At 59.3% G+C, this 25,971-nt stretch carries 20 protein-coding genes and 1 riboswitch; of the genes, 11 read left to right on the top strand and 9 right to left on the bottom strand.

Annotated elements, in window-relative coordinates; genetic code table 11:
- The first annotated feature begins 98 nt into the window (after positions 1-98).
- The 3 genes from FBZ97_RS05490 to FBZ97_RS05480 all read left to right on the top strand — a co-directional run bounded on the left by FBZ97_RS05490 (position 99) and on the right by FBZ97_RS05480 (position 2,152).
- A complete protein-coding gene (locus FBZ97_RS05490; RefSeq protein ID WP_145317059.1) occupies positions 99-884 on the top strand; it encodes a TSUP family transporter in 786 nt (261 codons plus the stop codon).
- A 102-nt stretch (positions 885-986) separates the two neighbouring features.
- Positions 987-1,352 (top strand): nuclear transport factor 2 family protein, encoded by a 366-nt coding sequence (locus tag FBZ97_RS05485; RefSeq protein ID WP_113390281.1) that lies wholly within the window; start codon positions 987-989, stop codon positions 1,350-1,352.
- Positions 1,349-2,152, top strand: coding sequence for a helix-turn-helix transcriptional regulator (locus FBZ97_RS05480; RefSeq protein ID WP_145317057.1), 804 nt, complete (start codon positions 1,349-1,351; stop codon positions 2,150-2,152). The genes FBZ97_RS05485 and FBZ97_RS05480 overlap by 4 nt, the downstream gene beginning before the upstream one ends.
- A gap of 13 nt (positions 2,153-2,165) precedes the next feature.
- Here the strand turns inward: FBZ97_RS05480 and cobO are convergent, their stop codons facing one another.
- Genes cobO through cobU form a run of 5 tightly spaced genes read right to left on the bottom strand, consistent with a single transcriptional unit; the run spans position 2,166 to position 8,981 of the window.
- A complete protein-coding gene (gene cobO / locus FBZ97_RS05475; protein WP_113333029.1) occupies positions 2,166-2,810 on the bottom strand; it encodes a cob(I)yrinic acid a,c-diamide adenosyltransferase in 645 nt (214 codons plus the stop codon).
- On the bottom strand, positions 2,807-3,406 hold the full coding sequence (locus tag FBZ97_RS05470) for a dimethylsulfonioproprionate lyase family protein (protein WP_145317055.1): 600 nt from the start codon (positions 3,404-3,406) through the stop codon (positions 2,807-2,809). Before FBZ97_RS05470 ends, cobO begins: the two co-directional genes overlap by 4 nt.
- Positions 3,403-7,392 (bottom strand): cobaltochelatase subunit CobN, encoded by a 3,990-nt coding sequence (gene cobN / locus FBZ97_RS05465; protein ID WP_145317053.1) that lies wholly within the window; start codon positions 7,390-7,392, stop codon positions 3,403-3,405. Before cobN ends, FBZ97_RS05470 begins: the two co-directional genes overlap by 4 nt.
- 9 nt (positions 7,393-7,401) lie before the next feature.
- Positions 7,402-8,451, bottom strand: a complete 1,050-nt coding sequence (gene cobW, locus FBZ97_RS05460) for a cobalamin biosynthesis protein CobW (RefSeq protein ID WP_145317051.1) — start codon at positions 8,449-8,451, stop codon at positions 7,402-7,404.
- A gap of 5 nt (positions 8,452-8,456) precedes the next feature.
- The gene (cobU, locus tag FBZ97_RS05455) at positions 8,457-8,981 is read right to left on the bottom strand and encodes a bifunctional adenosylcobinamide kinase/adenosylcobinamide-phosphate guanylyltransferase (protein ID WP_145317049.1); all 525 of its coding nucleotides are present in this window, start codon (positions 8,979-8,981) and stop codon (positions 8,457-8,459) included.
- A 140-nt stretch (positions 8,982-9,121) separates the two neighbouring features.
- Positions 9,122-9,521: riboswitch (cobalamin riboswitch) on the bottom strand.
- Positions 9,522-9,700: 179 nt separating this feature from the next.
- On the opposite strand from cobU, the gene FBZ97_RS05450 reads away from it, so the two are divergent.
- Positions 9,701-11,497, top strand: a complete 1,797-nt coding sequence (locus FBZ97_RS05450) for a chloride channel protein (RefSeq protein WP_145317047.1) — start codon at positions 9,701-9,703, stop codon at positions 11,495-11,497.
- Here the strand turns inward: FBZ97_RS05450 and FBZ97_RS05445 are convergent.
- The gene (locus FBZ97_RS05445) at positions 11,494-12,948 is read right to left on the bottom strand and encodes a cobyric acid synthase (RefSeq protein WP_145317045.1); all 1,455 of its coding nucleotides are present in this window, start codon (positions 12,946-12,948) and stop codon (positions 11,494-11,496) included. The genes FBZ97_RS05450 and FBZ97_RS05445 overlap by 4 nt on opposite strands.
- Positions 12,949-13,183: 235 nt before the next feature.
- On the opposite strand from FBZ97_RS05445, the gene FBZ97_RS34310 reads away from it, so the two are divergent.
- The 5 genes from FBZ97_RS34310 (at position 13,184) to bmt (ending at position 18,520) form a co-directional block, all read left to right on the top strand.
- A complete protein-coding gene (locus FBZ97_RS34310; protein ID WP_173002442.1) occupies positions 13,184-13,327 on the top strand; it encodes a hypothetical protein in 144 nt (47 codons plus the stop codon).
- Between the two features lie 811 nt (positions 13,328-14,138).
- On the top strand, positions 14,139-15,137 hold the full coding sequence (locus FBZ97_RS05440; protein WP_069613157.1) for an ABC transporter substrate-binding protein: 999 nt from the start codon (positions 14,139-14,141) through the stop codon (positions 15,135-15,137).
- 247 nt (positions 15,138-15,384) lie between these two features.
- Entirely contained in the window at positions 15,385-16,296 is a 912-nt protein-coding gene (locus FBZ97_RS05435; RefSeq protein ID WP_069613158.1) for a proline/glycine betaine ABC transporter permease, read from the top strand.
- Complete coding sequence (locus FBZ97_RS05430; RefSeq protein ID WP_113390290.1) at positions 16,289-17,341, top strand: glycine betaine/L-proline ABC transporter ATP-binding protein; 1,053 nt, start codon at positions 16,289-16,291, stop codon at positions 17,339-17,341. The genes FBZ97_RS05435 and FBZ97_RS05430 overlap by 8 nt, the downstream gene beginning before the upstream one ends.
- 165 nt (positions 17,342-17,506) lie before the next feature.
- The gene (gene bmt / locus FBZ97_RS05425) at positions 17,507-18,520 is read left to right on the top strand and encodes a betaine--homocysteine S-methyltransferase (protein ID WP_112721137.1); all 1,014 of its coding nucleotides are present in this window, start codon (positions 17,507-17,509) and stop codon (positions 18,518-18,520) included.
- A 115-nt stretch (positions 18,521-18,635) separates the two neighbouring features.
- Here bmt and glf read toward each other — a convergent pair whose 3' ends face one another.
- On the bottom strand, positions 18,636-19,811 hold the full coding sequence (gene glf / locus FBZ97_RS05420; protein ID WP_145317043.1) for a UDP-galactopyranose mutase: 1,176 nt from the start codon (positions 19,809-19,811) through the stop codon (positions 18,636-18,638).
- 122 nt (positions 19,812-19,933) lie between these two features.
- Positions 19,934-21,073 (bottom strand): hypothetical protein, encoded by a 1,140-nt coding sequence (locus tag FBZ97_RS05415; RefSeq protein WP_145317042.1) that lies wholly within the window; start codon positions 21,071-21,073, stop codon positions 19,934-19,936.
- A gap of 375 nt (positions 21,074-21,448) precedes the next feature.
- Here FBZ97_RS05415 and FBZ97_RS05410 point away from each other — a divergent pair, with 375 nt between their 5' ends.
- Positions 21,449-23,335, top strand: a complete 1,887-nt coding sequence (locus FBZ97_RS05410; RefSeq protein WP_145317039.1) for a glycosyltransferase — start codon at positions 21,449-21,451, stop codon at positions 23,333-23,335.
- Positions 23,336-23,429: 94 nt separating this feature from the next.
- Here FBZ97_RS05410 and FBZ97_RS05405 read toward each other — a convergent pair whose 3' ends face one another.
- Positions 23,430-24,419, bottom strand: coding sequence for a glycosyltransferase family 2 protein (locus FBZ97_RS05405; protein ID WP_186449451.1), 990 nt, complete (start codon positions 24,417-24,419; stop codon positions 23,430-23,432).
- Between the two features lie 296 nt (positions 24,420-24,715).
- Here FBZ97_RS05405 and FBZ97_RS05400 point away from each other — a divergent pair, with 296 nt between their 5' ends.
- Positions 24,716-25,930, top strand: a complete 1,215-nt coding sequence (locus FBZ97_RS05400) for a glycosyltransferase family 2 protein (RefSeq protein WP_113333015.1) — start codon at positions 24,716-24,718, stop codon at positions 25,928-25,930.
- Positions 25,931-25,971 lie beyond the last annotated feature (41 nt).

Raw genomic sequence — 25,971 nt, 5'->3', positions numbered from 1 at the left:
CGACGCGTCAATTTCGCCTGATGTGCCCTGATAACATTTGCCTTGCGGCGATCGAAGTGCCAGAAGGCCGTTTAATTCCCGCCTCAGAGTTCCCCACCTTGCCAGACATCACATTTCAACTGCTGCTTTTGCTCTTTGCCGCCGCGTTCTTCGCTGGTTTCGTCGATTCGATCGCCGGCGGCGGTGGGCTGATTACCGTGCCTGCCATGCTGCTGGCCGGTATTCCGCCGCTGCAGACCCTCGGCACGAACAAGGTGCAGTCCATCTGCGGCGCAGCCTCCGCAACGATCGCCTATGCCCGGCAAGGACACGTGCAACTTCGCGAACAGCTTCCGATGGCGGCGATGGCTGTGATCGGAGGCATGCTCGGTGCATTGCTGGCAACCATCATGCCAAGCCAGGTTCTGCGCATCATCCTGCCCTTCCTTCTGATCGCGATTGCGCTCTATTTCGCCCTGAAACCCAATCTCGGCGATATCGAAAAGCATCGGCGCATGAGCGCCGGACTCTTCGGCGTAACGTTTGTGCCGCTGATCGGCTTCTATGACGGCGCCTTCGGCCCCGGAACCGGCTCGTTCCTGATGCTCGCCTTCGTCACGCTCGCCGGCTTCGGCCTCTTGAAGGCGACGGCGCATACGAAGCTGCTCAATTTCGGCTCGAATCTCGGCGGCCTGATCGTCTTCATCTCCTCCGGCGCTATCCTTTGGAAAGTCGGTCTGACGATGGGGCTCGGCCAATTCCTCGGCGCCCAGCTCGGTTCGCGACTCGCCATGCGCATCGGTGCGAAACTGATCAAGCCGCTGCTCGTGATCGTCTGCATAGCCTTTGCAATCAAGTTGCTTGCGGATCCCACCCATCCCGTCAGGATCTGGCTGGGACTGTAAGAAAACGCGCCTTTGATTACCTCCGACGTAATTGATAGTGCTTCGGTACGCGCCGATGATCGCCCTGCTTGAACGGTTCAGGCGATCCAAAGGAGTTGACCGATGACTGATGCGAACACCATTGCAGACCGCTATATCGCCATCTGGAACGAGGCCGATACCGACCGCCGGCGTGCGCTCATCGCCGAGGTATGGACGGAAGACTGCAGCTATGTCGACCCGATGATGCGCGCGCGCAATCGCGAAGAGATTCACGCGCTGGTCACGGCGGCGCACGAGCGCTTCCCAGGCTTTCGCTTCACCCTCCTCACGAACGGTGATCGCTACGGCGACCATCTCCGCTTCTCGTGGGGTTTCGGCCCGGCCGATGCCGAGCCGCTGATCAAGGGCACGGATTTCGCAATTCTAGAAGGCGAACAGCTGAAGTCCGTTCACGGCTTCATCGACCAGCTGCCGGCCGCCGCATGATGAACCCGGCCCGCTCTCTCGGCGACCACCTGCGCGAATGGCGGCAGCGCCGTCGCCTGAGCCAGCTCGAATTTGCCCTTGAAGCCGATATATCGCAACGGCATCTGAGCTTCATCGAGAGCGGGCGGGCGCTTCCAAGCCGCGAGATGCTGATGCATCTCGCCGAACGGCTCGGCGTTCCCTTGCGCGAACGCAATCCGATGCTCCTGGCGGCTGGATTTGCGCCGGTCTTTCCAGAGCGCAAACTGGACGATCCGTCGCTTGCTCCGGCACGCCATGCCATCGACATGCTTCTGAAAGGACACGAGCCCTTCCCAGCCCTGGCTGTTGACCGTCACTGGACGTTGATCGCTGCCAATGCCGCCGTCGCACCATTGCTTGCCGGCGTGACGGATGCCTCGCTGACCGAAGGGTCGATCAATGTCCTGCGGCTGAGCCTGCATCCACATGGCTTGGCGCCGCGGATCGCCAATCTCTCCGAATGGCGTGCGCATCTGCTGGAGCGCCTGCGCCAGCAGATATCGGCAACCGGCGATCCCGTGTTGACAAAACTGCTGGCGGAATTATCCGCCTATCCCGCACCGGCTGCGCCAAAATCGACGGCTCCGGAACGGGATTTCGCCGGCATTGTCGTGCCGCTGGAGCTTGTCACCGATACGGGACATCTCTCGTTTCTGTCCACAACGACCGTCTTCGGAACGCCTGTCGATGTCACCCTGTCGGAGCTGGCGATCGAATCCTTCTTTCCCGCAAACCCGCAGACGGCGGAAAAACTGAAGACGATGCTGCCGGGCGGTTGACAGCCGCCCGCGATCAGAACTCGACGCCCGGCTGCCCTTTGATACCCGAGCGGAAAGGGTGCTTGATCAATTCCATCTCGGTTACGAGATCGGCAATCTCGATCAGCTCTTCCTTGGCGTTGCGGCCCGTCAAGACGACATGGGTCATGTAAGGCTTTTCGTTCTTGAGGAACTCCAGCACCTCGTTGATGTCGAGGTAATCGTAACGAAGCGCGATATTGATCTCATCCAGCAGCACCATGGAGTTGCGCTCATCGCGGATCAGTTCCTTGGCCTTTTCCCAGGCAGCCGTGGCCGCCGCCACGTCGCGGGCACGGTCCTGCGTCTCCCAGGTAAAGCCCTCGCCCATCGTATGGAACTGGCAGAGGTCGGAGAAATGCTTCTCGATCAGGTCGCGCTCGCCGGTCCACATGGCGCCCTTGATGAACTGCACCACCGCGCTCGGCTTTCCATGGGCGATGTGGCGGAAGATCATACCGAAGGCGGAGGAGGATTTTCCCTTGCCCTTGCCTGTATGGACAATGATCAAGCCCTTCTCGTCGGTCTTGGTCGCCATGATTTTGTCGCGCGCGGCCTTCTTCTTGGCCATCTTGTCGGCGTGACGGGCATCGTCGTTCTTCGGCACGCCCGCGCCGGTTTCGGCCAATTCGTCGCTCATTGCATTCTCCCTGATATGATCGATTTCTGTGCCAGCGGCCCGCCGCGCCAGAGGTAGAGCGCGACAAGCGGCTGATCTTCCGTGCGCATCGCGTGGCGAATGTTCGAGGGGTGATGGATGATCTCACCCGACCAGCGCGGCAGGAACGGTTGGGCATCCTTGCTCCATAGCGAGCCGTCGGTCAGAGGAATATAGATTTCCTCCGCCTCGTGATGATGATCCGGATAGTGCACGCCGGGACCAAGCAAGAGAAAACCGCCGGCCATTTCTTTGTTTGTGAAATGCCCGCGCGTGCCAAAAAGCTCGACCCAGCCGTATCTCTCGAGGAAATCCGCGCCGAAATCGGTGATGCTGTAGGTCTGTGCCCAATGCAATTCGTCCGCGGCTTGAAAGAGCCTGCCAAGCAGCACGCCTTCCGCCCCATCGCGAGACCGATCATGTTTTCGAAGATAATCGACGACGGGCAAGTCCTGCGGCACGAGCAAGCGCTTCTTCATCGACCAGTCGAAGCCTTCAATGAAATGCCGTAGCACTGGATCACTGCGCGATTGCAGATAATCCCGAAAGGCGGTCAGAAGCTCGTCGACCGTACTCATACCGCCGCCTCCCGGCCCTCCTTCAGGCTTTCCAAATCGAACCGCGCCGAATTGCTTCTCGGTGTCCAAAGCTGGCGATCGATCGCCTCGAGCAGACGTTCTCGCATCTCCCTGAGTGCAGCCGGATTCTTCTCTGCCATGAAATCACGCACGCGCTGATCAATAACGAAGGCCTGATAGACGGCCTCGAAATGATGATTGCGGACCGCACCGGTCGTCGCTGCGAAGGCAAAGAGATAATCTACCGTTGCCGCAATTTCGAAGGCGCCCTTGTAGCCATGGCGCATGATGCCCTCGATCCACTTGGGGTTGACGACGCGCCCGCGCACGACCCGACCGATCTCCTCTTCAAGCGAGCGGATTACAGGCTTTTCCGGCCTCGAATGGTCGTTATGATAGATCGAGGGACGCGCGCCGCCAAGCTGCTCGGCCGCTGCCGCCATGCCGCCCTCGAACTGATAGTAATCGTCGCTGTCGAGCAGATCGTGCTCGCGATTGTCCTGGTTCTGCACGACCGCCTGGATCGAACGCAAACGCTCTTCGAAGACGCCCCGCTCCACCCTGCCCTCCTCGCCGGCGCCATAGGCATAGCTGCCCCAGACGAGATAGGCCTCCGCCAGATCCGCGCGCCGCTCCCAGCCTTTCTCATCGATCAGCGCCTGTAAACCAGCTCCATAAGCGCCGGGTTTCGACCCGAAGATGCGATAGCCCGCACGACGACTGGCAGACGCGGTGTCCAACCCGGCGACCTCAAGCCGCGCGATCTCGCCGCGCATACGCGCCGCAATCGGATTATCCGTTGCATCCTCATCGAGCATGCCGACCGCGCGGACCGCCCTATCGAACAAGGCGATCTGCTCGGGAAACGCATCACGGAAAAAGCCGGAGATGCGCAGTGTGACATCGACTCGCGGCCGCCGGAGCATGGCAGGCGGGATGATCTCATAGCCGGTGACGCGGCGTGAGGTCATGTCCCAGACCGGCTTGACACCAATCAACGCCAGCGCCTGCGCGATATCGTCGCCACCCGTGCGCATGTTCGATGTGCCCCAGGCTGTCAGGCCGAAGGAAACGGGCCATTCGCCATGATCCTGAACATAGCGGCGGATGAGCAATTCGGCCGATTTCTTGCCAAGCTCATAGGCAGCCGGCGTCGGAACCGCACGGCTGTCGACCGAATAGAAATTGCGCCCCGTCGGCAGAACATCCGGCCGGCCACGAGTCGGTGCGCCGGATGGGCCGGGAGGTACGAAACGACCGTCGAGGCCCTTGAGCAGAGCTGCGATTTCCGCGTCGCCGCAAGCGAGAATGGAAGGCTGGAGCTTCGAGCCAATCTCGCCGAGAACCATGCGAGTGTTGGGCCAGTTCTCCGGGCAGGCCGTTTCGCCATTCACGAGTTCTGCGGCCAGGAGTTCGATGCGCTCGACGGTATCGCCCTGTGTGCGCCAGGAGGCGTCGGAGATGTCTTGGAGAATTGTGGGGCGCGGGCCGGTCCATTCGGCGGCCATGTCACAGTCTAGCGGGTCGAATGGCTTGTTCGGAGGGATACCCCCCTCTGTCAGCTTCGCTGACATCTCCCCCACAAGGGGGGAGATTGGTGGGAGTATGCCGCCCGTCTCTCCTGCCCCTTTATCGACAACATCAGCGGATTCGATCTTGGTTTGATCCGAGGAAGCTCCGCGGACCACCGATCTCCCCCCTTGTGGGGGAGATGTCGCGAAAGCGACAGAGGGGGGTGCCGCACCCTCCCTATGCTCTGCACCCTCAAAAGCATCCCGAGCAATCGCCCGCTGCAGACTCTGATCGCCACCCTCGCCCAGCCCGCGCGGCACCCTTGCCAGCGCCACCGTCAAATCCGTCAACAACCGCCCAGCGGGCGAGACGCCGAAAATGTGCAACCCATCGCGGATCTGCATTTCCTTGAGGTCGCAGAGATAGGCATCGAGCTTGCGCAAGGCCTCGTCCTCGCCCTCGCCCTTGGCGATGCCGGCATCCTGATCTAGCCCGATATCGGCGACGAGATCGAGGATCTGTTTACGCAGCAGACGGATGCGGCGGGGATCGCCGCCGGAAGCCTCGTAATATTCGTCAACCAGCGCTTCCAGATCCTTCAGCGGGCCATAGCTTTCGGCACGCGTCAGCGGCGGCGTCAGGTGATCGATGATGACGGCGCTCGTGCGGCGCTTGGCCTGCGTGCCCTCGCCGGGATCGTTGACGATGAAGGGATAGAGGTTCGGCAGTGGTCCGAGGATTGCTTCCGGATAGCAATTTTCCGACAGCGCCAACGCCTTGCCCGGCAGCCATTCGAGATTGCCGTGCTTGCCCATGTGAATGACCGCATGCGCATCGAAAGAGCGGCGCAGGAAGGCATAGAAGGCAAGATAGCCGTGCGGCGGCACGAGATCGGGAGAATGGTAGCTCTCCTTCGGATCGATATTGTAGCCGCGCGCCGGCTGGATACCAACGAGCACATCCCCGAAGCGGGCGAACGGCAGGGCAAAGCCGTCACCAATCGCGTAAGGATCCGCCGCCGGTCCGCCCCACCGCGCCGTAATCTCATCCTGAATCTGTTTGGGAAGCGACGAGAAAAAATGCTTGTAGTCGCTGAAGGAAAGCCTCTCGCGGACCACGCGGCCATCGTACCCCGAATTTGTCGGCCCTTCCGCCAAGTGCCGCATCAGCGCATCGCCGTCGGCAGGCAGATCGGCAACGCCGTAGCCGGCCGCCCGCATCGCCTTCAGCACTTCGATCGTGCCGGCCGGCGTATCGAGCCCGACGCCATTGCCCAGGCGACCATCGCGATTGGGATAGTTCGCCATGACAAGCGCAACACGGCGATCGCCGGGCAGCGTATTGCGCAGCCGCGCCCAATTGGCTGCAAGCCGCGCCGTATAGCGCATGCGATCCTGAAGTGGCTCGCTGGCAACGATATTGGCCTCGACCCTTTCATCATAGCGGGCCGCAGCCTTGAAGGACACGGCGCGGGCGAGAACGCGCCCGTCAACCTCGGGGAGCGCCACGTTCATGCCGAGATCGCGCGCCGAAAGCCCCTGCGAGGATGCTTCCCATGCCTCCTTCGATGAAGCCGAGAAGATGGCCTGCAGAACGACGGCGTCGCCCGTTTCCAGCACCGTCGCCTGACGATCTGCACCGGGCGCCGAAACGGCAAAGCCTGTCGCATTGATGACCACGCCGGGCTTCAGCTCGGTAAAGACGCTTTCAAGAATGCCGACGGACACGGCGTCCTTTAGGCTATAGGCAAAAACCGGCAACGGCCGCATGCCCTCGGCAATGAGCGCCTCTATCATGGCTTCGATCGGTTTGGTTTCGCCGCTCTGAACCAACGCGCGATAGAAGGAAATCGCGACCGTCGGAGGTTCGAATCCTGCAGGGATCACCATCTCCGCTTTGGAGACTCTCCGCCACTCTTCGACGCCGATCACGCCCCGCCCTGGCCACCAGATCCCGGCCTTCATCAAGGGTACGGCGGGCATCGGCTTCTCGGCGCCTGAGAGCATCGCCTCGGCATAGGCGAGAAACGCCCGCGAATTCGCCTCGCCGCCCTCGATCAGATAGGACCAGAGCGCATTGAGATCATCGAGTGCGACGTTGGAAAATGGCGTTAGCCCGGGATCGGGTTTCGAATCTCCCGGCAGCACCGCGATCAAGGCACCCTGGCGCGCTGCACAGGCATGCAGCGCTTCCAGCGCATAGTGGAAGTAGCTTGCTCCTCCGAGCGCCCGCACGATGATGAGCTTCGCATGCCGCGCCGTTCTCTCGATATAGGTATCGACGGACATCGGATGCTTGAGGCTCATCAGGCTTGCAAGCCGAAGGGAACGGCCGCCCTCTCCGTGGGCCGCGGCAATAGCCGCAAGCTCGGTATCGGCAGCCGACAGAAAGAGGATATCGCCGGGCGACTGCCCGAGATCGATCGCCTCCTCTCCGTCGCTGATGGTTCCCTTTTGAGCCAGGAGAAGGTGCATGGATTTCCCTTAGACCAATGCTTCGATCGCCTTGCGAACGATCGTCTCGTCCATCTCGTGCAGGCCGATCACGACAAGCCGGGTCGCGCGGGCTTCACCCGGCGTCCAGGCGCGATCGAAATAGGTGTCGATGCGGCTGCCGACGGCCTGAAGCTGCAGGCGCATGGGCTTGCCGGGGACATCGACGAAGCCCTTGAGGCGCAGCACATCATGCTCCGCAATCACGCCCTTCAGCGCCTCGACGAAAGTAGCGGGATCAGCAATCGGGCCGAGTTCGACGACGAAGCTGTCGAACTCGTCGTGGTCATGTGGCGTGCCATCCTCGTGCTCCAGCTCGTGATGAGATTTGCGGTTGACGATATCGTCTTCCGTGCCGATCCCGAGGCCGAGCAGGACGGCGGCCGGCACGTCGCCGTTCTTCGCCTCGATGATCGTCGGCTTGCGGGCCGTGCGCGAGGCAACTTCGGCGCGCACGCGGCCGAGTCCGTCGGTGTCGATCAGATCGGTCTTGTTGAGCACGATCAGATCGGCGCAGGTCAGCTGATCCTCGAACAGCTCCTCGATCGGGCTTTCGTGATCGAGCGAGTCATCCTCGACGCGAGCAGCCTCTACGGCGTCGTGATCGTCGGCGAAACGGCCGGCGGCAACAGCCGCGCTGTCGACCACCGTGATGACGCCGTCGACGGTAACGTGCGTACGAATATCAGGCCAGTTGAAGGCGGCGACCAGCGGCTGCGGCAGCGCGAGGCCCGAGGTCTCGATAACGATATGATCCGGGCGCGCATCGCGCTCCAGAAGCTTCGTCATGGTGGGAATGAAATCATCGGCGACAGTGCAGCAGATGCAGCCATTGGTCAGCTCGATGATGTCATCTTCCGTGCAGTTCTCCGCTCCGCAGCCCTTCAGCACATCGCCATCGACGCCAAGATCGCCGAATTCGTTGATGATCAGCGCGATCTTCTTGCCGCCGGCATTCTGCAGGAGGTTGCGGATCATCGTCGTCTTGCCGGCTCCCAGGAAGCCGGTGATGACGGTGGCGGGAATCTTTTCCTGGTTCATATGGATCAGCCCTTCATTTTCAGCGGCAGGCCCGCTGCGATAAAATAAACTTCGGCACTTGCCGCCGCGACCATCTGGTGCAGGCGGCCGGCATGGTCGCGAAATTCGCGCGCCATGCGATTTTCTGGTACGATTCCCAAGCCCACCTCGTTGGAAACGAGAACGAGTCTCGATCGTGCAGTCGACAGAAATGCAGTGAGAGCGGCAAATTCTGCCGCCATATCCCGCTCGGCCATCATCAGATTCGTCACCCAGAGCGTCAGGCAGTCGATAAGCACCGCCCGCCCCTCCGCGTCGATAGCGGCAAGCTGTCCGACGAGATCCATCGGCTCCTCATGCGTCTGCCATAGATCGCCGCGATCGGCACGATGCTTGGCGATGCGCTCGCGCATCTCGTCATCCCACGCCTGCCCTGTCGCCACATAGTGACGTTCAAGACCAGTGTCCGAAACCAGAGATTCGGCAAACCTGGATTTGCCGGAACGCGCGCCGCCAAGGACGAAGATCGCTTGGGAAATCGAAGACGACATGCGTTATGCCCGCTCTCGAGCAAAAGCGAGGGTCGGCAGCACGTCGCTGGAACCGGGAAACAGGCGCCTACACGCCGAAAACTCGTCTTGCGCCATGACAACCTCCGTGCTGGCAGCGGAACTCGCGTCCCAAAACAGGCTCTGCGCCCGGCACGCATGGCAGGTCTCCTGGCTCGCGGATGAGGCGCCGCGACGGGGGCGGACCGAAACCGGTCGCCCCCGATCGTGCGCCAGCGGATCTTTCTCACCTTCCCGGCAATGCATCATGAAAAGGCGGACGATTCGTAGAATAAGAGGCGTCCAGCCCCGGTTAATCATGATGCCACACCAGTGGCTTTTTCGATTTGCGCCTGCCCCGCCCCGTTCGCCCCATGCGAACCATCGACGAAATAGACTTCAAACCGAACGAAAGACCCTGACCGCTCTACAGTCGCGGGGTCGGCTGTGATGAGAACGCCCGGATTGGGTCCGCCCCTTCACATTCCCTTTTCATCCCATGCGGCAGATCGCCGCTCAGGAACCATTCGTTATGCCGCAATGATTAGGCTTTCACTGAGTTCAAGTCAATCAAGGGCATGGATGCGACCTGCGCCATCCTGATTGCGAATTCGGTTGAAAATTCCCATAAAACCAGCGGCTTTTTTGCCGTATTTCTTTGATGTTAGGAGTTTATAGAGGGTAAGCCCTCACATTCGAGCAAAACGTATCGTCCGCTTCCAATGCTGCAGAAATTCCAACCGCGACGTCTCGGCGTCTTCTCGGTCCTATTCGATCTCGGTCGCTTCAGGGCATTGCTGCGCCGTGGCGAGCTGGGACTTGTTTTTGCCGGCGCGCTGGTGGGAATAGCGTCCGGCTGTGCCGTCACCGCGATGAGCTATATCTCGCGCAAGCTTCACAGCGTCATCTACGGTATAACCGACTACGAACGCTTGAGTTCGGCAGCAATGGCGATTCCCGACAAATCGGTGTTGTTCATCGCGCCGATCGCCGGCGGCATCATTCTCGGCATTCTCCTTTACGTATTGTCGCGCACGCGCAAGAAGCCGATGGTCGACCCGATCGAAGCCAATGCGCTGCATGGCGGCCGCATGTCGCTGACCGACAGCATCATCGTCGCCGTGCAGAACCTGATCTCGAACGGATTCGGCGCCTCTGTCGGGCTCGAAGCAGGCTACACGCAGCTCGCTGCCGGCATTGCCTCCAAATTCGGCTACAAGATGCAGATGCGCCGCGCGGACCTGCGCATGCTCGTCGGCTGCGGCGCGGCTGGCGCCATCGCCGCAGCTTTCAATGCGCCGCTGACGGGCGCCTTTTACGCCTTCGAGCTGATCATCGGCAGCTATTCGATCGTGACGCTCACACCCGTCGTCGTCTCGGCGCTGATATCAACCATGATAGCAAGACTGCTCGCCGGCGACGATTTTGCCATCGATATCGATCATTTCGGGGCGATCGTTCCGGCGGATTATCTTCCTGCCATCCTGCTCGGCGCCTTCTGCGCCGGTATCGGCATCCTGATCATGCAGGGCGTCGCCTGGGTCGAAGAATTGGCACGCAAGAGTTCCATCGCGCCGCCTTTCCGGCCCGCGCTCGGCGGGCTGGTCGTCGGAACACTGGCGCTGATTTCGCCGCAGGTCCTGTCTGCCGGCCATGGCGCGCTGCATCTCAATCTGTCTACGGACGTGACGCTGGGCGCCTTGCTGGGTCTATTCCTGCTGAAATCGCTCGCCTCCGCAATATCGATCGGCTCCGGCTTCAGAGGCGGCCTCTTCTTCGCTTCGCTGTTCATGGGCGCGCTGCTCGGCAAGATCTTCGCTTATTGTGCACCCTATTTCGATCATGCCACGCTGACGCCGGTCGTCTATGCCGTCGTCGGCATGAGCTCGCTGGCCGTTGCCATCATCGGCGGCCCGCTGACCATGACCTTCCTGGCGCTTGAAATCACCGGGGACTTTCCGATCACTGCCCTGGTGCTGGCCGCCGTCATCACCTCGTCGCTCGTGGTGCGCACGACCTTCGGCTACTCCTTCGCCACATGGCGCTTCCATTTGCGTGGCGAGAGCATCCGCAGCGCCCACGACGTCGGGTGGATCCGCAATCTCACTGTCGCCCGCATGATGCGCCCCGACGTGCACACGGGCAGCATCGACATGAGCATCGAGGAATTCCGCAAGAATTTTCCGATCGGCTCGGCGCAGCGCGTCATCCTGATCGACAAGAACGAGAAATATTCCGGAATGGTTCTCGTGCCCGACGTCTATGCGAGCCCGATCGAAAAAGACGACGAGGAGCACGGCCTTTCCGATTTCATCCGGCTGCGTAACGAATTCCTGCAGCCGCAAATGAACGCCAAGCAGGCAGCCGCGATGTTCGACCAGACCAAGAGCGAAGCGCTCGTTGTGGTCAACGATTTGATCGAGCGTAAAGTCATCGGTCTGCTGACGGAGAGCTATACGCTGCGCCGCTACAGCGAAGAACTCGACCGCCGGCGGCGGGAAGTGTCGGGGGAACTTTAGGCGACCAGACCGTCGAGCCAGGCGGGATCGAGTACACTTTCCAGCTCTGCCGCAACTTCGTCCAGCGCCGCATCGACGCTGGCGCGATAGTTCATGCGCTCGCCGGAAAGACCGAAGCTTGCCAGCAGCTTCGCCCGGTAAGCATCGCTGCCGAAAAGACCATGCAGGTAAGTGCCCATAACACGGCCATCCGGCGATATGGCTCCATCGGGCCGCCCGTCGATCATGGTCGATGGCCGCTCGCAGTCCGGACCCCGCGTGACGCCAAGATGGATTTCATAGCCCGATAGCGGCACATCATATTCCTTGGAAACGGCAGTGCTATTCCGTACCGTCTTTTCTGGAGCCATTTCCGTCTCGATATCCAAAAGACCCAATCCGGGCGTCTCGGTCACCGATCCCTCGATACCGAGCGGATCGTAAACGGTATGACCGAGCATCTGATAGCCGCCGCAAATGCCGATGACGCGACCGCCGCGGCGCACATGGGCAGCAATATCGCGATCCCACCCATGCTCACGCAGATCGAGAAGGTCACCGATCGTAGACTTCGAGCCAGGTAGCACCACAAGCCCTGCATCGGCGGGCAAACGCTCTCCAGCGCGAACGAAAACCAGATCGACATCGGGCTCGGCTCGCAGCGGGTCAAGATCGTCGAAATTGGCAATCCGCGACAGCACCGGCACGGCGACCTTGAGCGCGCCGGACGAGCCACGAGCAAGCCGCTCCAGCACAACGGAATCCTCCGCCGGCAGACGCGCCGCCGCCTTCAGCCACGGCACGACGCCATGGCATTGCCAGCCAGTGAAGCCGCCGATGGCCTCTATGCCCTCACCGAACAAGGAGACATCGCCACGGAACTTGTTGATCAGATAGCCACGGATCATTCGCCGGTCTTCCTCCGGCAATATATGATACGTGCCGACCAGTGACGCGATTACGCCGCCGCGGTCTATGTCACCGACCAGCACGACGGGGACATTGGCGCGTGTCGCAAAGCCCATATTGGCGATATCGCCGCGTCGAAGATTGATCTCGGCAGGCGAACCAGCTCCCTCGACGACAACGAGATCGGTTCCTGCCCGCATCGTGGCGAAGCTTTCGAGTACGGCACCAAGCAGCTGCGGCTTCAGCGCCTGATAGTCCCTGCCCTTGGCATGGCCCCAGACCTTGCCCTGTACGATGATCTGGCTGCCGGTTTCCGATTGCGGCTTCAACAGCACCGGATTCATGTGAACCGATGATGGCACCCGCGCCGCAAGCGACTGCAGCCATTGGGCGCGCCCGATCTCGCCGCCATCCTCCGCAACGGCGGCATTGTTGGACATATTCTGCGGCTTGAACGGGCGCACCCTCACGCCTCTGTTTGCGAACAGCCGACACAGACCTGCGACTAATACCGTTTTTCCGACATCGGAGCCGGTTCCCTGCAGCATGATCGCTCTTGTCATTCCCCACCACCTCGATGCGCCACAGCCACTGAAAACGCTAGATTCCGCCTTGATTCTGCCGCGATCCCGAGCCTCCGGAAAGAGCGAGCACGATACAAAAATGCACCACCCTCAAACATGCTCTGTTTGCGACATTGGATGACGATTTCATCCATTGTGAGTTACGCGGAAGAGGATTATCTCCATCGCGAAAACAAACAACGAAACCGGCCGGTCCGGGTCGGAGGATACCCCAATGCTCTTCATCTTCAACAGACAGAATTCCATTCAGATCGCCTGGAATGGCAAGCTTCCGGTTCGCCGCCCGGAGAGCCGCCTGCAGCAGCTCGATACGCGCTTCGGTACGGTTGGCTTCATCCGCACCTATAATGTTGGCTAATAGCGCGTCAAGCCGCTAGCCGACACATGAGAAGCCGCCATGCGATAGCATCGGCGGCTTTATTTTTGATCGTTATCGAGATGGAACGGGTGCCGCTTCGGGCAGATCAAACTGCCTCGTAAAGGCACCCTCTAAAGCGCGAAAACCGCGCGATCCGGAGATCGACGCGGTTTGCCAAAAACGCCGGCTTCCCTGCACATACACCGCAAGGTTCGCTTTCCCCGGTACGCAATACCTGATCCAGGGAAGCAGCGGTATGTCCCCCGCCACGCATCGATTGATAAACGGACATCGTTACTGGAGGGTTATTAAGTGCTTAAATTAGAGTGAATCTGAAAATTTTTTGAAAATTTTCCTCTTTGCGTTGAGAAAGCGTAAACGGCGCAAATAAGATATAAAACGTCTTCCAGGGACGCGAGATTTAAGCGCCATTCAAATCCGTCTGAGCAACAGAGCTTTGAGGAAGCCATGTAATGGACGTTTTGCAGCCACGAATGGCAGAAAACAGGCTAATTCAGGCGCTTATTTAAGCTTCTCCAAGAGGCACGATAACGTCCATTACCCGATGGGCTGTTGATTTCTTCATCCAAATCCTTACGCTGATTGATGTCGATGCAAAGAATGCCCGGCCGCGACAGAATTCGGCGGTCGCAAAAAGACCAAATGCACGACAGCAGCAAAGGGGACCGTACGGGCGTCGTCAGCGGCGTATGAACGGTTGCAATCAGACCGCGCTGACAGGGGATCGACAGAAATCGAACGCGTTGGAGTCGATTTCCGCAACGTAACGAAAAATTGGGAGACGATATCAATGAAGAAGCTTCTCGCTTCAGCCATTTTTGCATTCGGCGCCTATGCTTTGGCTGGCTCGGCGCAGGCCGCAGATTGCGGCAGCGTATCCATCGCTGAAATGAACTGGGCATCCGCAGGCGTTGCCGCGCAGGTCGACAAGATCATCCTGCAGAACGGTTACGGCTGCAATGTCACCCTGGTAACCGGCGATACACAGCCGACCTTTACCTCCATGAACGAAAAAGGTCAGCCTGACGTCGCACCCGAGCTTTGGGTCAATGCCGTGCGCACCGCGCTCGACAAGGCCGTATCGGAAGGCCGTCTGATCGTGGCTGCACCGCTTTTGAGCGATGGCGGCGTCGAAGGCTGGTGGATTCCGAAGTTCGTCGCCGACGCGCATCCCGACATCAAGACCGTTCAGGACGCGCTGAAGCATCCTGAACTTTTCCCGGCCCCGGAAGATCCATCCAAGGGCGCCGTCTATGACTGCCCGGCAGGCTGGAACTGCCAGATCTCCACGACCAACCTTTACAAGGCTCTCGGCGCCGACAAGCTTGGCTTTACTCTCGTCGACACCGGCTCGGCCGCAGGTTTGGACGGTTCGATCGCCAACGCCTTCGAAAAGAAGACCGGCTGGCTCGGTTACTACTGGGCGCCGACCGCGATCCTCGGCAAGTACGACATGGTTCGTCTGAGCTTCAACGTGCCGCATGACAAGAAGGAATGGGATGCCTGCACGTCGCAACAGGACTGCGCCAATCCGAAGGTGAACTCCTATCCGGTTTCGGATGTCTACACCGTCGTCACCAAGGACTTTGCGGCCAAGGCCGGCATTGCCATGGACTATATGAAGACCCGCAAATGGGATAATGCCACGGTTGGCAAGGTTCTCGCCTGGATGACCGACAATCAGGGCACGAACGAGGACGGCGCCAAGTACTTCCTCAAGACCTACCCCGATATGTGGACCAAGTGGGTTGCCCCGGACGTTGCCACCAAGATCAAGGCTTCGCTCTAATCCATGCTGCGGAATCGGCGGCGGCCTTGTGCCTGCCGCCGATTTTACATTCGCACAGTGCAACCCGAATGACCCTCATACCGACAGAGTGACATGGCGCAAGGTCGCAACGAGTGCAGATTGATGGTGGCGAATATAGTAAGAATGCAGGGGCAGCCTGAAGAACCGGTCGCAGCGCTGCAAGCCATCCACGCGTGAAGGCCACACGCGTGGAGCGGGACAAAACCGGACTAAGAAGGGGAAATACATGGCTATCCAGTGTACGATCCTGCCGAATGTGCTCTGCAACTTTCCGGCAATAGACGAGTCAATCATCCGTCTCGCACGCAAGAATATCGATGACGGCTTCAGGGCGTCCGTACGCGCCTACGGCACGCTCATCGACGCCATCGTGCAGCCGCTGCAATGGTTTCTGAACTATCTCGAATGGGCTTTCACCAACACGCCCTGGTTCATCGTGCTCATCGTGATGATGCTCGTGGTCTATGCGGCAAGCCGCAACCTTAGAATCGTTGCCGGCACAGCGATCTCCATGATCCTCATCGGCATCTTCGGCCTCTGGACCGACACGATGGTCACGCTTGCCATGGTCACCGTCTGTACGCTCATCGCCATCGTCATCGGCCTGCCGATCGGCATCCTGATGGCGCGTTCGGACCGCCTGCAGTCGATCGTCAATCCGATCCTCGACGTCATGCAGACCATGCCGAGCTTCGTCTATCTCATTCCGGTCGTCGTCATCTTCGGCATCGGCAAGGTGCCGGGTCTCATCGCCGTCGTCATCTACGCCGTTCCGCCCATGATCCGTCTGACCAATCTCGGCATCCGCCTCGTGGACAAGGAGGTGCTGGAAGCCGCCGACGCCTTCGGGTCGTCGCATCGCCAGAAGCTGTTCAACGTGCAGATCCCACTTGCGCTGCCCACCATCATGGCCGGTATCAACCAGACCATCATGATGTCGCTGGCCATGGTCGTCGTCGCCTCCATGGTTGGGGTCGGCGGTCTCGGCAAGAACACGCTGCAGGCGATCAACAACCAGTTCTTCACCGTCGGCTTCCTCAACGGTTTCGCGCTGGTTGCCATTGCCATCATTTTCGACCGTACGAGCCAAGCCTATGGCAGAAGGCTCCAGAAGCACTCGGAGGTCATTCATGGCTAGTCACGCGATCCAGATCAAAAGCCTCTATAAGATTTTCGGTCCTCGCGGACGCGATTATATCGATCAGGTCAAGAACGGCTTGGGCAAGGCCGAGCTCAATGAAACGCATGGCCATGTGCTCGGCCTGCAGGATATCAACATCGACATGCCGGCCGGCGCCATCACCGTCGTCATGGGCCTGTCCGGCTCGGGCAAGTCGACGCTGATCCGCCATATCAACCGGCTGATCGAGCCGACGGTCGGCGAAGTGCTCTATGACGGCGTTGACGTCTGCAAGATGAGCGAAAACGACCTGCGCGAATTCCGCCGCCACAAAACGGCGATGGTGTTCCAGAAATTCGCGCTGCTGCCGCACCGCACCGTCATCGAGAACACGGTCTACGGCCTGGATATCCAGGGCGTGCCGCGCTCCGAGAGCGAGAAGAAGGGTCAGTACTGGATCGAGCGTGTCGGGCTCAAGGGCTTCGAAAGGCACTTTCCGAACCAGCTTTCCGGCGGCATGCAGCAGCGCGTCGGACTTGCCCGCGCACTGACGAACGATGCCGATATCCTTCTGATGGACGAAGCTTATTCGGCGCTCGATCCGTTGATCCGCGTCGATATGCAGACCGTCCTCCTCGATCTGCAGAAGGAGCTGAAAAAGACCGTCGTCTTCATTACCCACGATCTCGACGAGGCGCTGCGCCTTGGCGACAAGATCGCGATCCTGCGCGACGGCAAGGTCGTGCAGCAGGGCACTGGCCAGGAGATCGTGCTGCAGCCGGCCGACGACTATATCACAGCCTTCGTGAAGGAGGTGAACCGCGGTCGCGTCATCCAAGCCCAGACCATCATGAAGCCGCTTGCCGGCGAGCCGGGCGGCGCACGCGTACCCGGCGACATGACACTGGAAGTCGCCGCCAAACAGATCACCGAGGCGGGCCAGACCGGCGCCGTCGTCATGGATGCGGGTGGCAAGCCTATCGGCACGATCGATCTGCAAAGCATCATCGCCGCCATGGTCACGCCGACATCGCACGAGACGGCAGAGATGGCGGCAGCCTAGCGGCTGATCTTCATCCCAAACGATAGAGCGCCCTCACCGGGGCGCTTTTTTCTGCCGCCATGGCCGTGTCGACATATGGGTAGCCATCTTGTCGTTGTGTTCACATAAAGAAATGTTTATATCTGCATTTGATATCCGAACATCTGACGTATCCGAGGACGCACTATGACCGTCGCCACCAATCCGCTGACCGATCTTCTCGCCGAAAAGGGCGTACTGCTTGCCGACGGCGCAACCGGCACCAACCTCTTTGCCATGGGCTTGGAGGCAGGTGAAGCGCCCGAGCTCTGGAACGAACAGCATCCGGACCGGATCACGAAGCTGCATCAGGATTTCGTCGATGCCGGCGCCGATATCATCCTCACCAACACCTTCGGCGGCACCCGTCATCGCTTGAAGCTCCATCATGCGCAGGATCGCGTGCATAGCCTCAACAAGACAGCCGCCGAGATCGCCCGCGCCGTCGCTGACAAGGCCGACCGCAAGGTCATCGTCGGCGGCTCCGTCGGGCCGACCGGCGAGTTGCTCATGCCGCTCGGCGCCCTGACCTATGAAGATGCCGTCGCCGCTTTCGTCGAGCAGATGGAAGGCCTGCAGGCGGGTGGTGCCGATGTCGCCTGGATCGAAACCATGTCATCGCCGGAAGAAATCCGGGCTGCAGCAGAAGCCGCTGCCAAGGTCGGCCTGCCCTATACCTATACCGGCTCGTTCGACACGGCCGGCAAGACCATGATGGGCCTGCATCCGAAGGACATTCATGCCGTCGCCACCGATATCGGCGAAGGGCCGCTCGCCGTCGGCGCCAATTGCGGCGTCGGCGCTTCCGACATCCTCTCCAGCCTTCTCGACATGACTGAAGCGGATGCTTCCGCGATCGTCATCGTCAAGGGCAATTGCGGCATTCCCGAATATCGCGGCGCCGAAATCCATTATTCCGGCACGCCGCCGCTGATGGCCGATTATGCCCGCCTTGCCCGCGATGCCGGCGCCAAGATCATCGGCGGCTGCTGCGGCACCTCCTGCGGCCATCTCGCCGCCATGCGGGAGGCGCTGGACAGCTACGTAGCCGGGCCTCGCCCGACGCTGGAGACGATCATCGAACGGATCGGTCCCCTGCGCAACAAGACCGCCAACGAAGGCGGCGCGGCCCCGGCACGCGAACGTCGCAGACGATCCTAAGGAAAAAGAAAGCCCGGTTGCCGGGCTTTCTTTTATCATTCAAGTGCTTCCACAGGGATCTTCCCTCGGCCGCGTCTTCAAAGCATGCCGAAAGTGAGCCGGCGCCTGCAGCCCTCTATTTCTCACCACCGATAGCACGCCCCTCGGTGAAATGCGGGACGATGCGGCTTTCGAACGCCTTCAAGGCCGCGCCGATCGCCTGGTGCATGTCTAGATAACGGTAGGTGCCGAGCCGCCCGCCGAAATGGACATTGGTCTCTGCCTCGGCGCGGTCGCGATAGCGCAGGAAGACCTCCTTGTCCTGACGCGTATCGATTGGATAGTAAGGCTCGTCGGCGCGCTTGGCCGAGCGCGAATATTCCCGCACCACGACCGTCTTCTCATTCTGATAGCTGCGCTCCGGATTGAAGTGGCGAAACTCCAGGATACGGGTGTAGGGGATCGTCTCGTCGGCATAATTCATGACCGCCATCCCCTGGAAATCGCCGGTATTCAGCGTCTCCCTCTCGAAGTCGATGGTACGCCAGCCCAACTCACCCTCGGAATAGTCGAAGTAGCGATCGATCGGGCCGGTATAGACGATCGGCAGATCGGCCGGCAGCGAGGATTTCAACGAAAAGAAATCGACATCGAGGGCGATCTGGATTTTCGGATGCTTCAGCATCCTCTCGAAGATCGCGGTATAGCCGTCGACCGGCAGGCCTTCATATTTGTCGTTGAAGTAGCGGTTGTCGAAAGTGTAGCGGACCGGCAGGCGCGTGATGATATGTTCGGGCAGGTCGCGCGGATCCGTCTGCCACTGCTTGGCCGTATAGCCACGGATGAACGCCTCGTACAAGGGCCGGCCGATCAGCGAAATCGCCTTCTCTTCCAGATTGGCCGGATGACGGCCCGCCATTTCTGCCGCCTGATCCGCAATCAGGGCCTTCGCCTGGTCGGGCGAAAGGCGCCGGTTAAAGAACTGCGAGATCGTTCCGAGATTGATCGGCATTGAATAGACCTGATCGCGGTAGGTCGAATAGACGCGATGCTTATAGTCGGTGAAAGCGGTAAATCTGTTGAGATAGGTCCAGACCACTTCGTTCGGTGTATGGAAGAGATGCGCACCATAGCGGTGAACCTCGATCCCGGTCTCGCCGTCGAACTCGCTATAGGCATTGCCGCCGATATGGCTGCGCCGGTCGATCAGAAGCACGTTCTTCTGGAGTTCGTTCGCGACCCGCTCCGCGATCGTCGCGCCGTAGAAGCCGGCACCGACGATCAATAAATCTACCTTGGAAAAATCAATCATGCTCTAAAACTCTCGCTACCACCAAATCTCGGTCGCGGCTGCAATCGAAGGTGCCAAACGGAATTGGATATATGCGGGTGACGGCGCGGATCTGTCGGCGGCGCTTGGAAAATCCAGGCACGCTACCAGACGCCAGCATATTTCAGCGGCGTATATTGATACGTCCTGAAGAGTGCAGCCTGTTCTTCCACCGCTGCATTGACGTTGTAGGTCGCGCCTAGCGGCCGCGTGTGAGCGACGGAAATGGCATCGATAATCGCCATGCGCGCCGCCGGCCGTCCGAGGAATGACGGCCAAAGATGATCGAGACCGTATCCGGATTCGACATCCTTCATGGACTCGATGCAGATTTGCAGCGCACGCCGCGAGAAGACCGGGCACATGATTTCGACGAAACCCTCGAAACGCACGACGCTGTTGGGTCGCTGAACCGTCAAAGGATGATTGGGATAAGAGCCCGGTCCTTTTTTGAGGGACGGCTGTGCCAGATCCAGACCATGCTTGTGCGACAGGTGGAACATCCTGTTGATGTCCTCGCCGTCGCACAGCAGATCGTCATCCGGCAGCCAGATTCGCTCATAATTCCAAAGCGGGCTGCCTTGATGGAAGAGGTCGTAGATGATCTTGAACTTCTTGGTCTTCGGCAGATGCGCCAGATATTCGTAGGGGCTATTGGATACTTCCGGCGTCTCGGCACCATAATAGCCGATGCAGAGATCCCAGTTGCGCGAGGCATCATTGATCTTCTCAAACCAGCGCGGATGGAGCGACTTCGAACCGGCGGGCACGACAACGAGATTGGGACGCCTAAGCCCTTCCTGCGGCTGCACGAGGAACTTGGCCTTGCGCTCGACACCTACGGGCGTTGAAAACAGCGGATGCGGTGGGTGATCGGCCGGCACCAGCAGATAGGTGCTATCGACACCTCCAATAACGCCCCGGCCCGCCAATGCCATGAGATTGCCGTCCTCGATATGGGCAGAATCGAAAATGACCGACGGCAGCCCATCTCTGTCGATCAGGCAAAGCCGACCGGCCATCACATGCCAGAAATCGACGGCGGGATCGAAATAATTGCCGATCATGCCCTCAGGCGCCAAAACCATGAAGCGAGAGAACATCCCGCGGTTGACGTCGCCAAGGCTCCAAAATGTGCCGTTCAACATGTCCTGGGTCAGCGGCGGCGCATCGGACCATTGTATCTGGCTCGCCGGATGCACTTCGTAGGCGGGCTTATGCAAGCTGTTCGCTGCCAATGACATGTGGACTGTTCCCTAATTCCGAACCCCAAGTAACGGCCCGATCCGAGGAAAGCAGTCAGACGACATGGCTCCCGGAGATTCGCTCGCGATCGAGCTCGTTTGATCGGCACTTTGGCCACCATTCCTTTTGCGAAGCTTGTGCAGGAAATCAAAGGCCGCCTGCCGCCCGGAACACCGTCGCCCAGAACGCATTTCGAGCAATCCAGCCTCGCGAAAGTTGGTCGGCATAATCTCGGGGCTGGGATTTCTGTGCGGGGGACAATCGCGCGTTCAGAATATTGCCAAGAACGTCGGTGCTCGGCGGACACGAAGGTCGGTCGTGTCGTCCGTCAGGTCGAGACTAAGAACCACTCGTCTCTTTTACGGTAGCAGAAGATGCATCAGAAGAAAAAGCTGGCCATAATCATCGAAGTCGATAGCTTCATCGGCGACATATTCCAACATCTGTCGAAGACCTACAAAGTTATGGCCATACAGCCGAAGACTTTCAAGGAGATCGAGACGGCTGTGGAATGGGCCGACATCGTCTGGTTCGAATTCTGCAACGAACTCTTCGTCCACGCGATCAACCAGAACATCAAGCGGCGCGGCAAGCGTGTCATCGCGCGCTGGCATCGCTTCGAGATCGTCGAATCGAATTTTCCCGATCGTATCGATTTCGGCGCCATCGATGATCTGATTCTGGTGTCCCATGACATGCTGCGTGTCCTGAAACTCAGGGCACCTCAGGTCACCCAGAAAACCCGTACCCACGTCGTGTGGAACGGCCTCAATCTCGACAAGTTCAAGCCGATCCCTTCGCTCGATAAGAAGAAGATCGCCTGGGCCGCCAAGCCCTTCATGCGCAAGAACCAGCCGCTGTTCCTGCAAATCATGCACTCGCTGGTGAAGCGCGATCCTTCCTACACGCTGCATGTGGCCGGCGAACAGGAGGAGTACGTCATGATGCCGTACCTGAAGCGCACGACGGAAAAGCTCGGCCTTACCCGCAACGTCTTCTTCCATGGCTGGCAGCGCAACATGCCGGCGTTCCTCGCCGACAAGGGCGTGATACTGTCGACCTCGGTGCACGAGAGCTTTGGTTATAACATCGCCGAAGCCATGGCTGTCGGCGCCCTGCCGGTGATCCATGACTATCCCGGTGCGGAAGAATTCTGGCCCGACGAAATCCGCTTCTCATCGGTGGATGAGGCCGTCGAAAAGATCATTGCCGGTCAGACCCATCAATGGACGCAATATGTCCACGACAAATTCCCGCTCGCCAAGCAGCTGCGCGAACTCGATATCGTCATGGGCGACCAGGTAGCCGAAGCACCCAAAACCTTGAATTGGGCATCCCTGGAACAGCAGGCCGGCTCGCCTATGAAGCGGCCCGTTCCACTCTGGCTGGCGCAGCGGCCGGCTGCCACACATCAGGCCCAGCAACCCGCACCTATTCCGCAGGCCATATCGGTGCAGCAGGTTCGCGAAGCCGTGCCGGTTGCCGAGGTGGCGATGCAGCCGATGCAGCAGCCCTATCCGACACAGCCGCAGCCCATCCCGACGCCATCTGTGGAGCGACTTGCTCCCGTTACACCGCTGGAACAGCCGATGCGTCGATCGGAAGCTGCGCCTTCCTTTGACTCCACCGGCTATTGGGAAGGCCGTTACCGCAGTGGCGGCAATTCGGGTGCCGGCTCTTATGATGTGCTCGCCAAATACAAGGGACAGTTTCTGAATAGCTTCGCCCGGAAGAAAGGGCTGAAATCCTTCGCGGAGATGGGCTCCGGCGACGGCAATCAGCTGAAATACTTCTCGTTCGACCGCTATACCGGCTTCGATGTCTCCAAGACGGTCATCGAACGCACGATGATGATGTACAGGGATAAGCCGAACTACAATTTCGTCTGGCTGGGCGATCAGTCGCTTGACTGGGAAATGCACGAGGACGCCTATGACTGCGCCTTGTCGCTCGACGTCCTCTACCATTTGGTTGACGACAATATTTACGTCAATTACCTCGACCAGCTTTTCTCTCTGCCGCAGCGCTATGTGATTATCTACGCCTCCAATTTCGACGGCCCGGATATTCGCGGCGCGTCGCATGTCCGGCACCGCAAATTCACGACGGACATCGCAAACCGGTTCCCGCAATGGAGCCTGCTGAAGCTGGTGGAGAACCCATACAAGTTCAAGGAATCAACTGAAGCGGATTTTGCAATCTACAGTCGCGACGAATTCGAGAACGCGTTGGATCTCAACGAACTCGACGCCATCAGATGAACCAGCCTGAAATGGAAGAGGCGCCGCGGTCGTACCGCGGCGCCTCTCTCTTTTTATTGCGAATACGGCAGGTGAAGAAAGTTATCTTAGCCGGCTATCTCGGCGTCTTGCCGAGTATCAAATGAGGGGCCTGTTTCAGCCTGAGCGCGATATCCGCAGTCTCGAACGACTGCCTGCGCACGTTCTCATAGTCAGCCTGGCCATAGTCTTCATAGCATTGCCGAACCAGCGCGAAGAAACGCTCCCTGAGATCGAACGGCAATTGCGGGTAGATCCAATCGAGCAAATCGAACTTGCTGCGAAGGAACCACTGGTAATATGCCTCTTTCATCCGCGGCAGGCGCGCAAACAGCGCTTCCACCTCCGCAAAAGCCTTGAAGACCTCGAACCGCTTTTCGGTGAAGACATTGGTCAGCTGCGCCCTGTCCTGATAGACGCGGTGGCCGATGAGATAACGATTCATCATGCCGATCTTCCGGGCGTGCAGATAGATATGCCAGTGAGCATAGATATCGTTATGGACGCGGGTCTCCGAGAAGCGGAGACCCGTTTCCCGACATAGCCTGGCGCTCACGATCTTGTTCCAGGGGAAATTCACGGTGAACAGCAATCGCCCGCACTGGTCGAGCGTAAAAACGCCTATGTCGGTATCGCCGACCAGCTCCCGCCAGGCATCATTGTCGATCGGCAGCATCGGATCGAGACGACCGTTCCTCTCGGTGACGTAGCGATAGCGAAACACCATCACATCGCAGGCATTGGCTTCCATGTGATACACGACTTCATCGATCGAGCGATGCGCTACCATGTCGTCGGCGTCGAGAAAGTAATAATAGTCGCCGCAGGCGGCGGCCATGCCGGCATTCCGGCTGTATCCCGCCCCGCCATTTTGTGGATTGCGCAGCAGGCGCACCCGCTGATCGCGCTGAGCATGTCGCTCGACAATCATCGCGGTGGCATCGGGAGACATGTCGTCGATGACGATCACCTCCAGGACGTCACGATTTTCCAGAACCGCGGCAATCGTTTCACCGATGGATTCCTGCGCCTTATAGGCGGGAATGATGACACTGACTTTGCTCACAGGGTCTCCTGATACTGACATGGACGCCAAACCCTGGAGGTATCGGTGATCCATGTGCCTCGGGCTATCCGGCCATTTTCGAGGAAGAGGCAACCTCGAAAACGGCAATCGCTTCCTGCCGGGATTGCAGGATGCGCTGGCAGGAGCATAAAGAGCGGAACTTGCACTGAACTGGAGCATAGGCAATTCCCACAATCAGATCGCTCAAAACTCTCCAGCCCCGCGAAAGCAATCCCGCTTATTCATGGATCAAAGTCCGTGCATAGAATCGCGCTGATGCCTCGTGGAGAATATCGATGTCTTCTGCCCAAGTCCCCGTCCTTTCGGTCTGCGTTCCGACCTATAACCGTCAGTTCATGCTCGAGCGGAACGTCAATTTCCACCTGGAAGAGTTTCGCCGACTAGGCCTCCCTTTCGAAATCGTCATTGTCGACGATTGTTCGACGGATGAGACCGCAGCCTACATTCAGTCGATCTCGCATCATCCCGAAATCAGCGCCTATCGCAGGGCGCGCAATTCCGGTTTCATCAGCAACTACGCTTTTGCGATGCAGAGAGCCCGCGGCCATTACGCGGTTTTCCTCGGCGACGACGATTTGCTGATCCCGGAAAAGGTCGTCGAATATCTTCGTATCATGGTGGACGACAAGAATATCGGCATGATCCAGGCGCCGTGGCTCCTCGTCGATGGCCGGCCTGGCGGCGGCGATATGGAACCCTTCTATCACCTCTCCTATCCGACGCGTCACGCCAAGGGTGATTTCCGCTCGATGCTGGAATTCATTCTCGACCGTCACATCTTCCCCGAATTCATGATCATCCGGCGCGACGTTTTGTTGAAATCAATTTCCAGCCCGACGCCGTTCATCTTCTGGGCATTCCTGTATACGACCCGCGCATTGGACAAGGCCGACGTGCTGTTTATGCCGGAGCCTTTCGCGCGCGTGACCGCCGTTTCAGACGATCCACGCCTGCAGCAGGGCAACAAGGAATGCATGTTCCAGTGGGATACCTACAGAGGCGGCCTCGAATACCTCGCCTCGCAGGCACTGCGCGACAACCGCTATCCGCCTGATTATCGCGGCTCGCTGATGCCTCGCATCACCGAATTCATGCTGCAGCGTCAGGCGGTCGCCATGCGCCTGCATGTCAACGCGCAGAACTGGGTCGAAGCCTATATCATGTATCACCGCATGGCGGCCTACCTGCCGACGCCATTGCCGCCCGAATCCTATGATCAGATCCGCAAACTGGCAGGCATCTCCACCGCCGCGACGGAAGCGATCGCTTTCAATGGAGAGCCCGTCATCATCGAACCGATCATCGACGACGCCACGATCAACCTTCTCCCGCAGTCGATCCGGCAGCATCTCTCGAGGGAAGCGCCGCAGACCGGCAGCTATGGCGGTAAGCCAAGGGCCTATCTCCGCTTCACCGAGGATTTCCCGGCCAATCCGGGTCCGAAGGACGGCCTGTTCAGCATTATGACCTATATCGATCAGTTCGTCTGAGATTTGATAGCTATAGCCAAGGGCTCCGCAACGCACTGCGG

The sequence above is a fragment of the Rhizobium sp. ERR 942 genome (assembly GCF_007828395.1).
Taxonomy (GTDB): domain Bacteria; phylum Pseudomonadota; class Alphaproteobacteria; order Rhizobiales; family Rhizobiaceae; genus Rhizobium; species Rhizobium dioscoreae.
Note: the sequence above shows the minus strand (reverse complement) of the source record. Positions and strands in the feature narration are given on the sequence as shown.

What these genes read in the sequence shown, in the direction of transcription:
- FBZ97_RS05480 (WP_145317057.1), top strand. Translation starts at nt 1,349, where the DNA reads ATGATGAACCCGGCCCGCTCTCTCGGCGACCACCTGCGCGAATGGCGG.
- bmt (WP_112721137.1), top strand. Translation starts at nt 17,507, where the DNA reads ATGACCGTCGCCACCAATCCGCTGACCGATCTTCTCGCCGAAAAGGGC.
- FBZ97_RS05430 (WP_113390290.1), top strand. Translation starts at nt 16,289, where the DNA reads ATGGCTAGTCACGCGATCCAGATCAAAAGCCTCTATAAGATTTTCGGT.
- FBZ97_RS05410 (WP_145317039.1), top strand. Translation starts at nt 21,449, where the DNA reads ATGCATCAGAAGAAAAAGCTGGCCATAATCATCGAAGTCGATAGCTTC.
- FBZ97_RS34310 (WP_173002442.1), top strand. Translation starts at nt 13,184, where the DNA reads ATGCTCTTCATCTTCAACAGACAGAATTCCATTCAGATCGCCTGGAAT.
- FBZ97_RS05470 (WP_145317055.1), bottom strand. Translation starts at nt 3,406, where the DNA reads ATGAGTACGGTCGACGAGCTTCTGACCGCCTTTCGGGATTATCTGCAA.
- cobO (WP_113333029.1), bottom strand. Translation starts at nt 2,810, where the DNA reads ATGAGCGACGAATTGGCCGAAACCGGCGCGGGCGTGCCGAAGAACGAC.
- FBZ97_RS05440 (WP_069613157.1), top strand. Translation starts at nt 14,139, where the DNA reads ATGAAGAAGCTTCTCGCTTCAGCCATTTTTGCATTCGGCGCCTATGCT.
- FBZ97_RS05485 (WP_113390281.1), top strand. Translation starts at nt 987, where the DNA reads ATGACTGATGCGAACACCATTGCAGACCGCTATATCGCCATCTGGAAC.
- FBZ97_RS05435 (WP_069613158.1), top strand. Translation starts at nt 15,385, where the DNA reads ATGGCTATCCAGTGTACGATCCTGCCGAATGTGCTCTGCAACTTTCCG.
- cobN (WP_145317053.1), bottom strand. Translation starts at nt 7,392, where the DNA reads ATGCACCTTCTCCTGGCTCAAAAGGGAACCATCAGCGACGGAGAGGAG.
- FBZ97_RS05415 (WP_145317042.1), bottom strand. Translation starts at nt 21,073, where the DNA reads ATGTCATTGGCAGCGAACAGCTTGCATAAGCCCGCCTACGAAGTGCAT.
- glf (WP_145317043.1), bottom strand. Translation starts at nt 19,811, where the DNA reads ATGATTGATTTTTCCAAGGTAGATTTATTGATCGTCGGTGCCGGCTTC.
- FBZ97_RS05400 (WP_113333015.1), top strand. Translation starts at nt 24,716, where the DNA reads ATGTCTTCTGCCCAAGTCCCCGTCCTTTCGGTCTGCGTTCCGACCTAT.
- FBZ97_RS05450 (WP_145317047.1), top strand. Translation starts at nt 9,701, where the DNA reads ATGCTGCAGAAATTCCAACCGCGACGTCTCGGCGTCTTCTCGGTCCTA.
- cobW (WP_145317051.1), bottom strand. Translation starts at nt 8,451, where the DNA reads ATGAACCAGGAAAAGATTCCCGCCACCGTCATCACCGGCTTCCTGGGA.
- cobU (WP_145317049.1), bottom strand. Translation starts at nt 8,981, where the DNA reads ATGTCGTCTTCGATTTCCCAAGCGATCTTCGTCCTTGGCGGCGCGCGT.
- FBZ97_RS05445 (WP_145317045.1), bottom strand. Translation starts at nt 12,948, where the DNA reads ATGACAAGAGCGATCATGCTGCAGGGAACCGGCTCCGATGTCGGAAAA.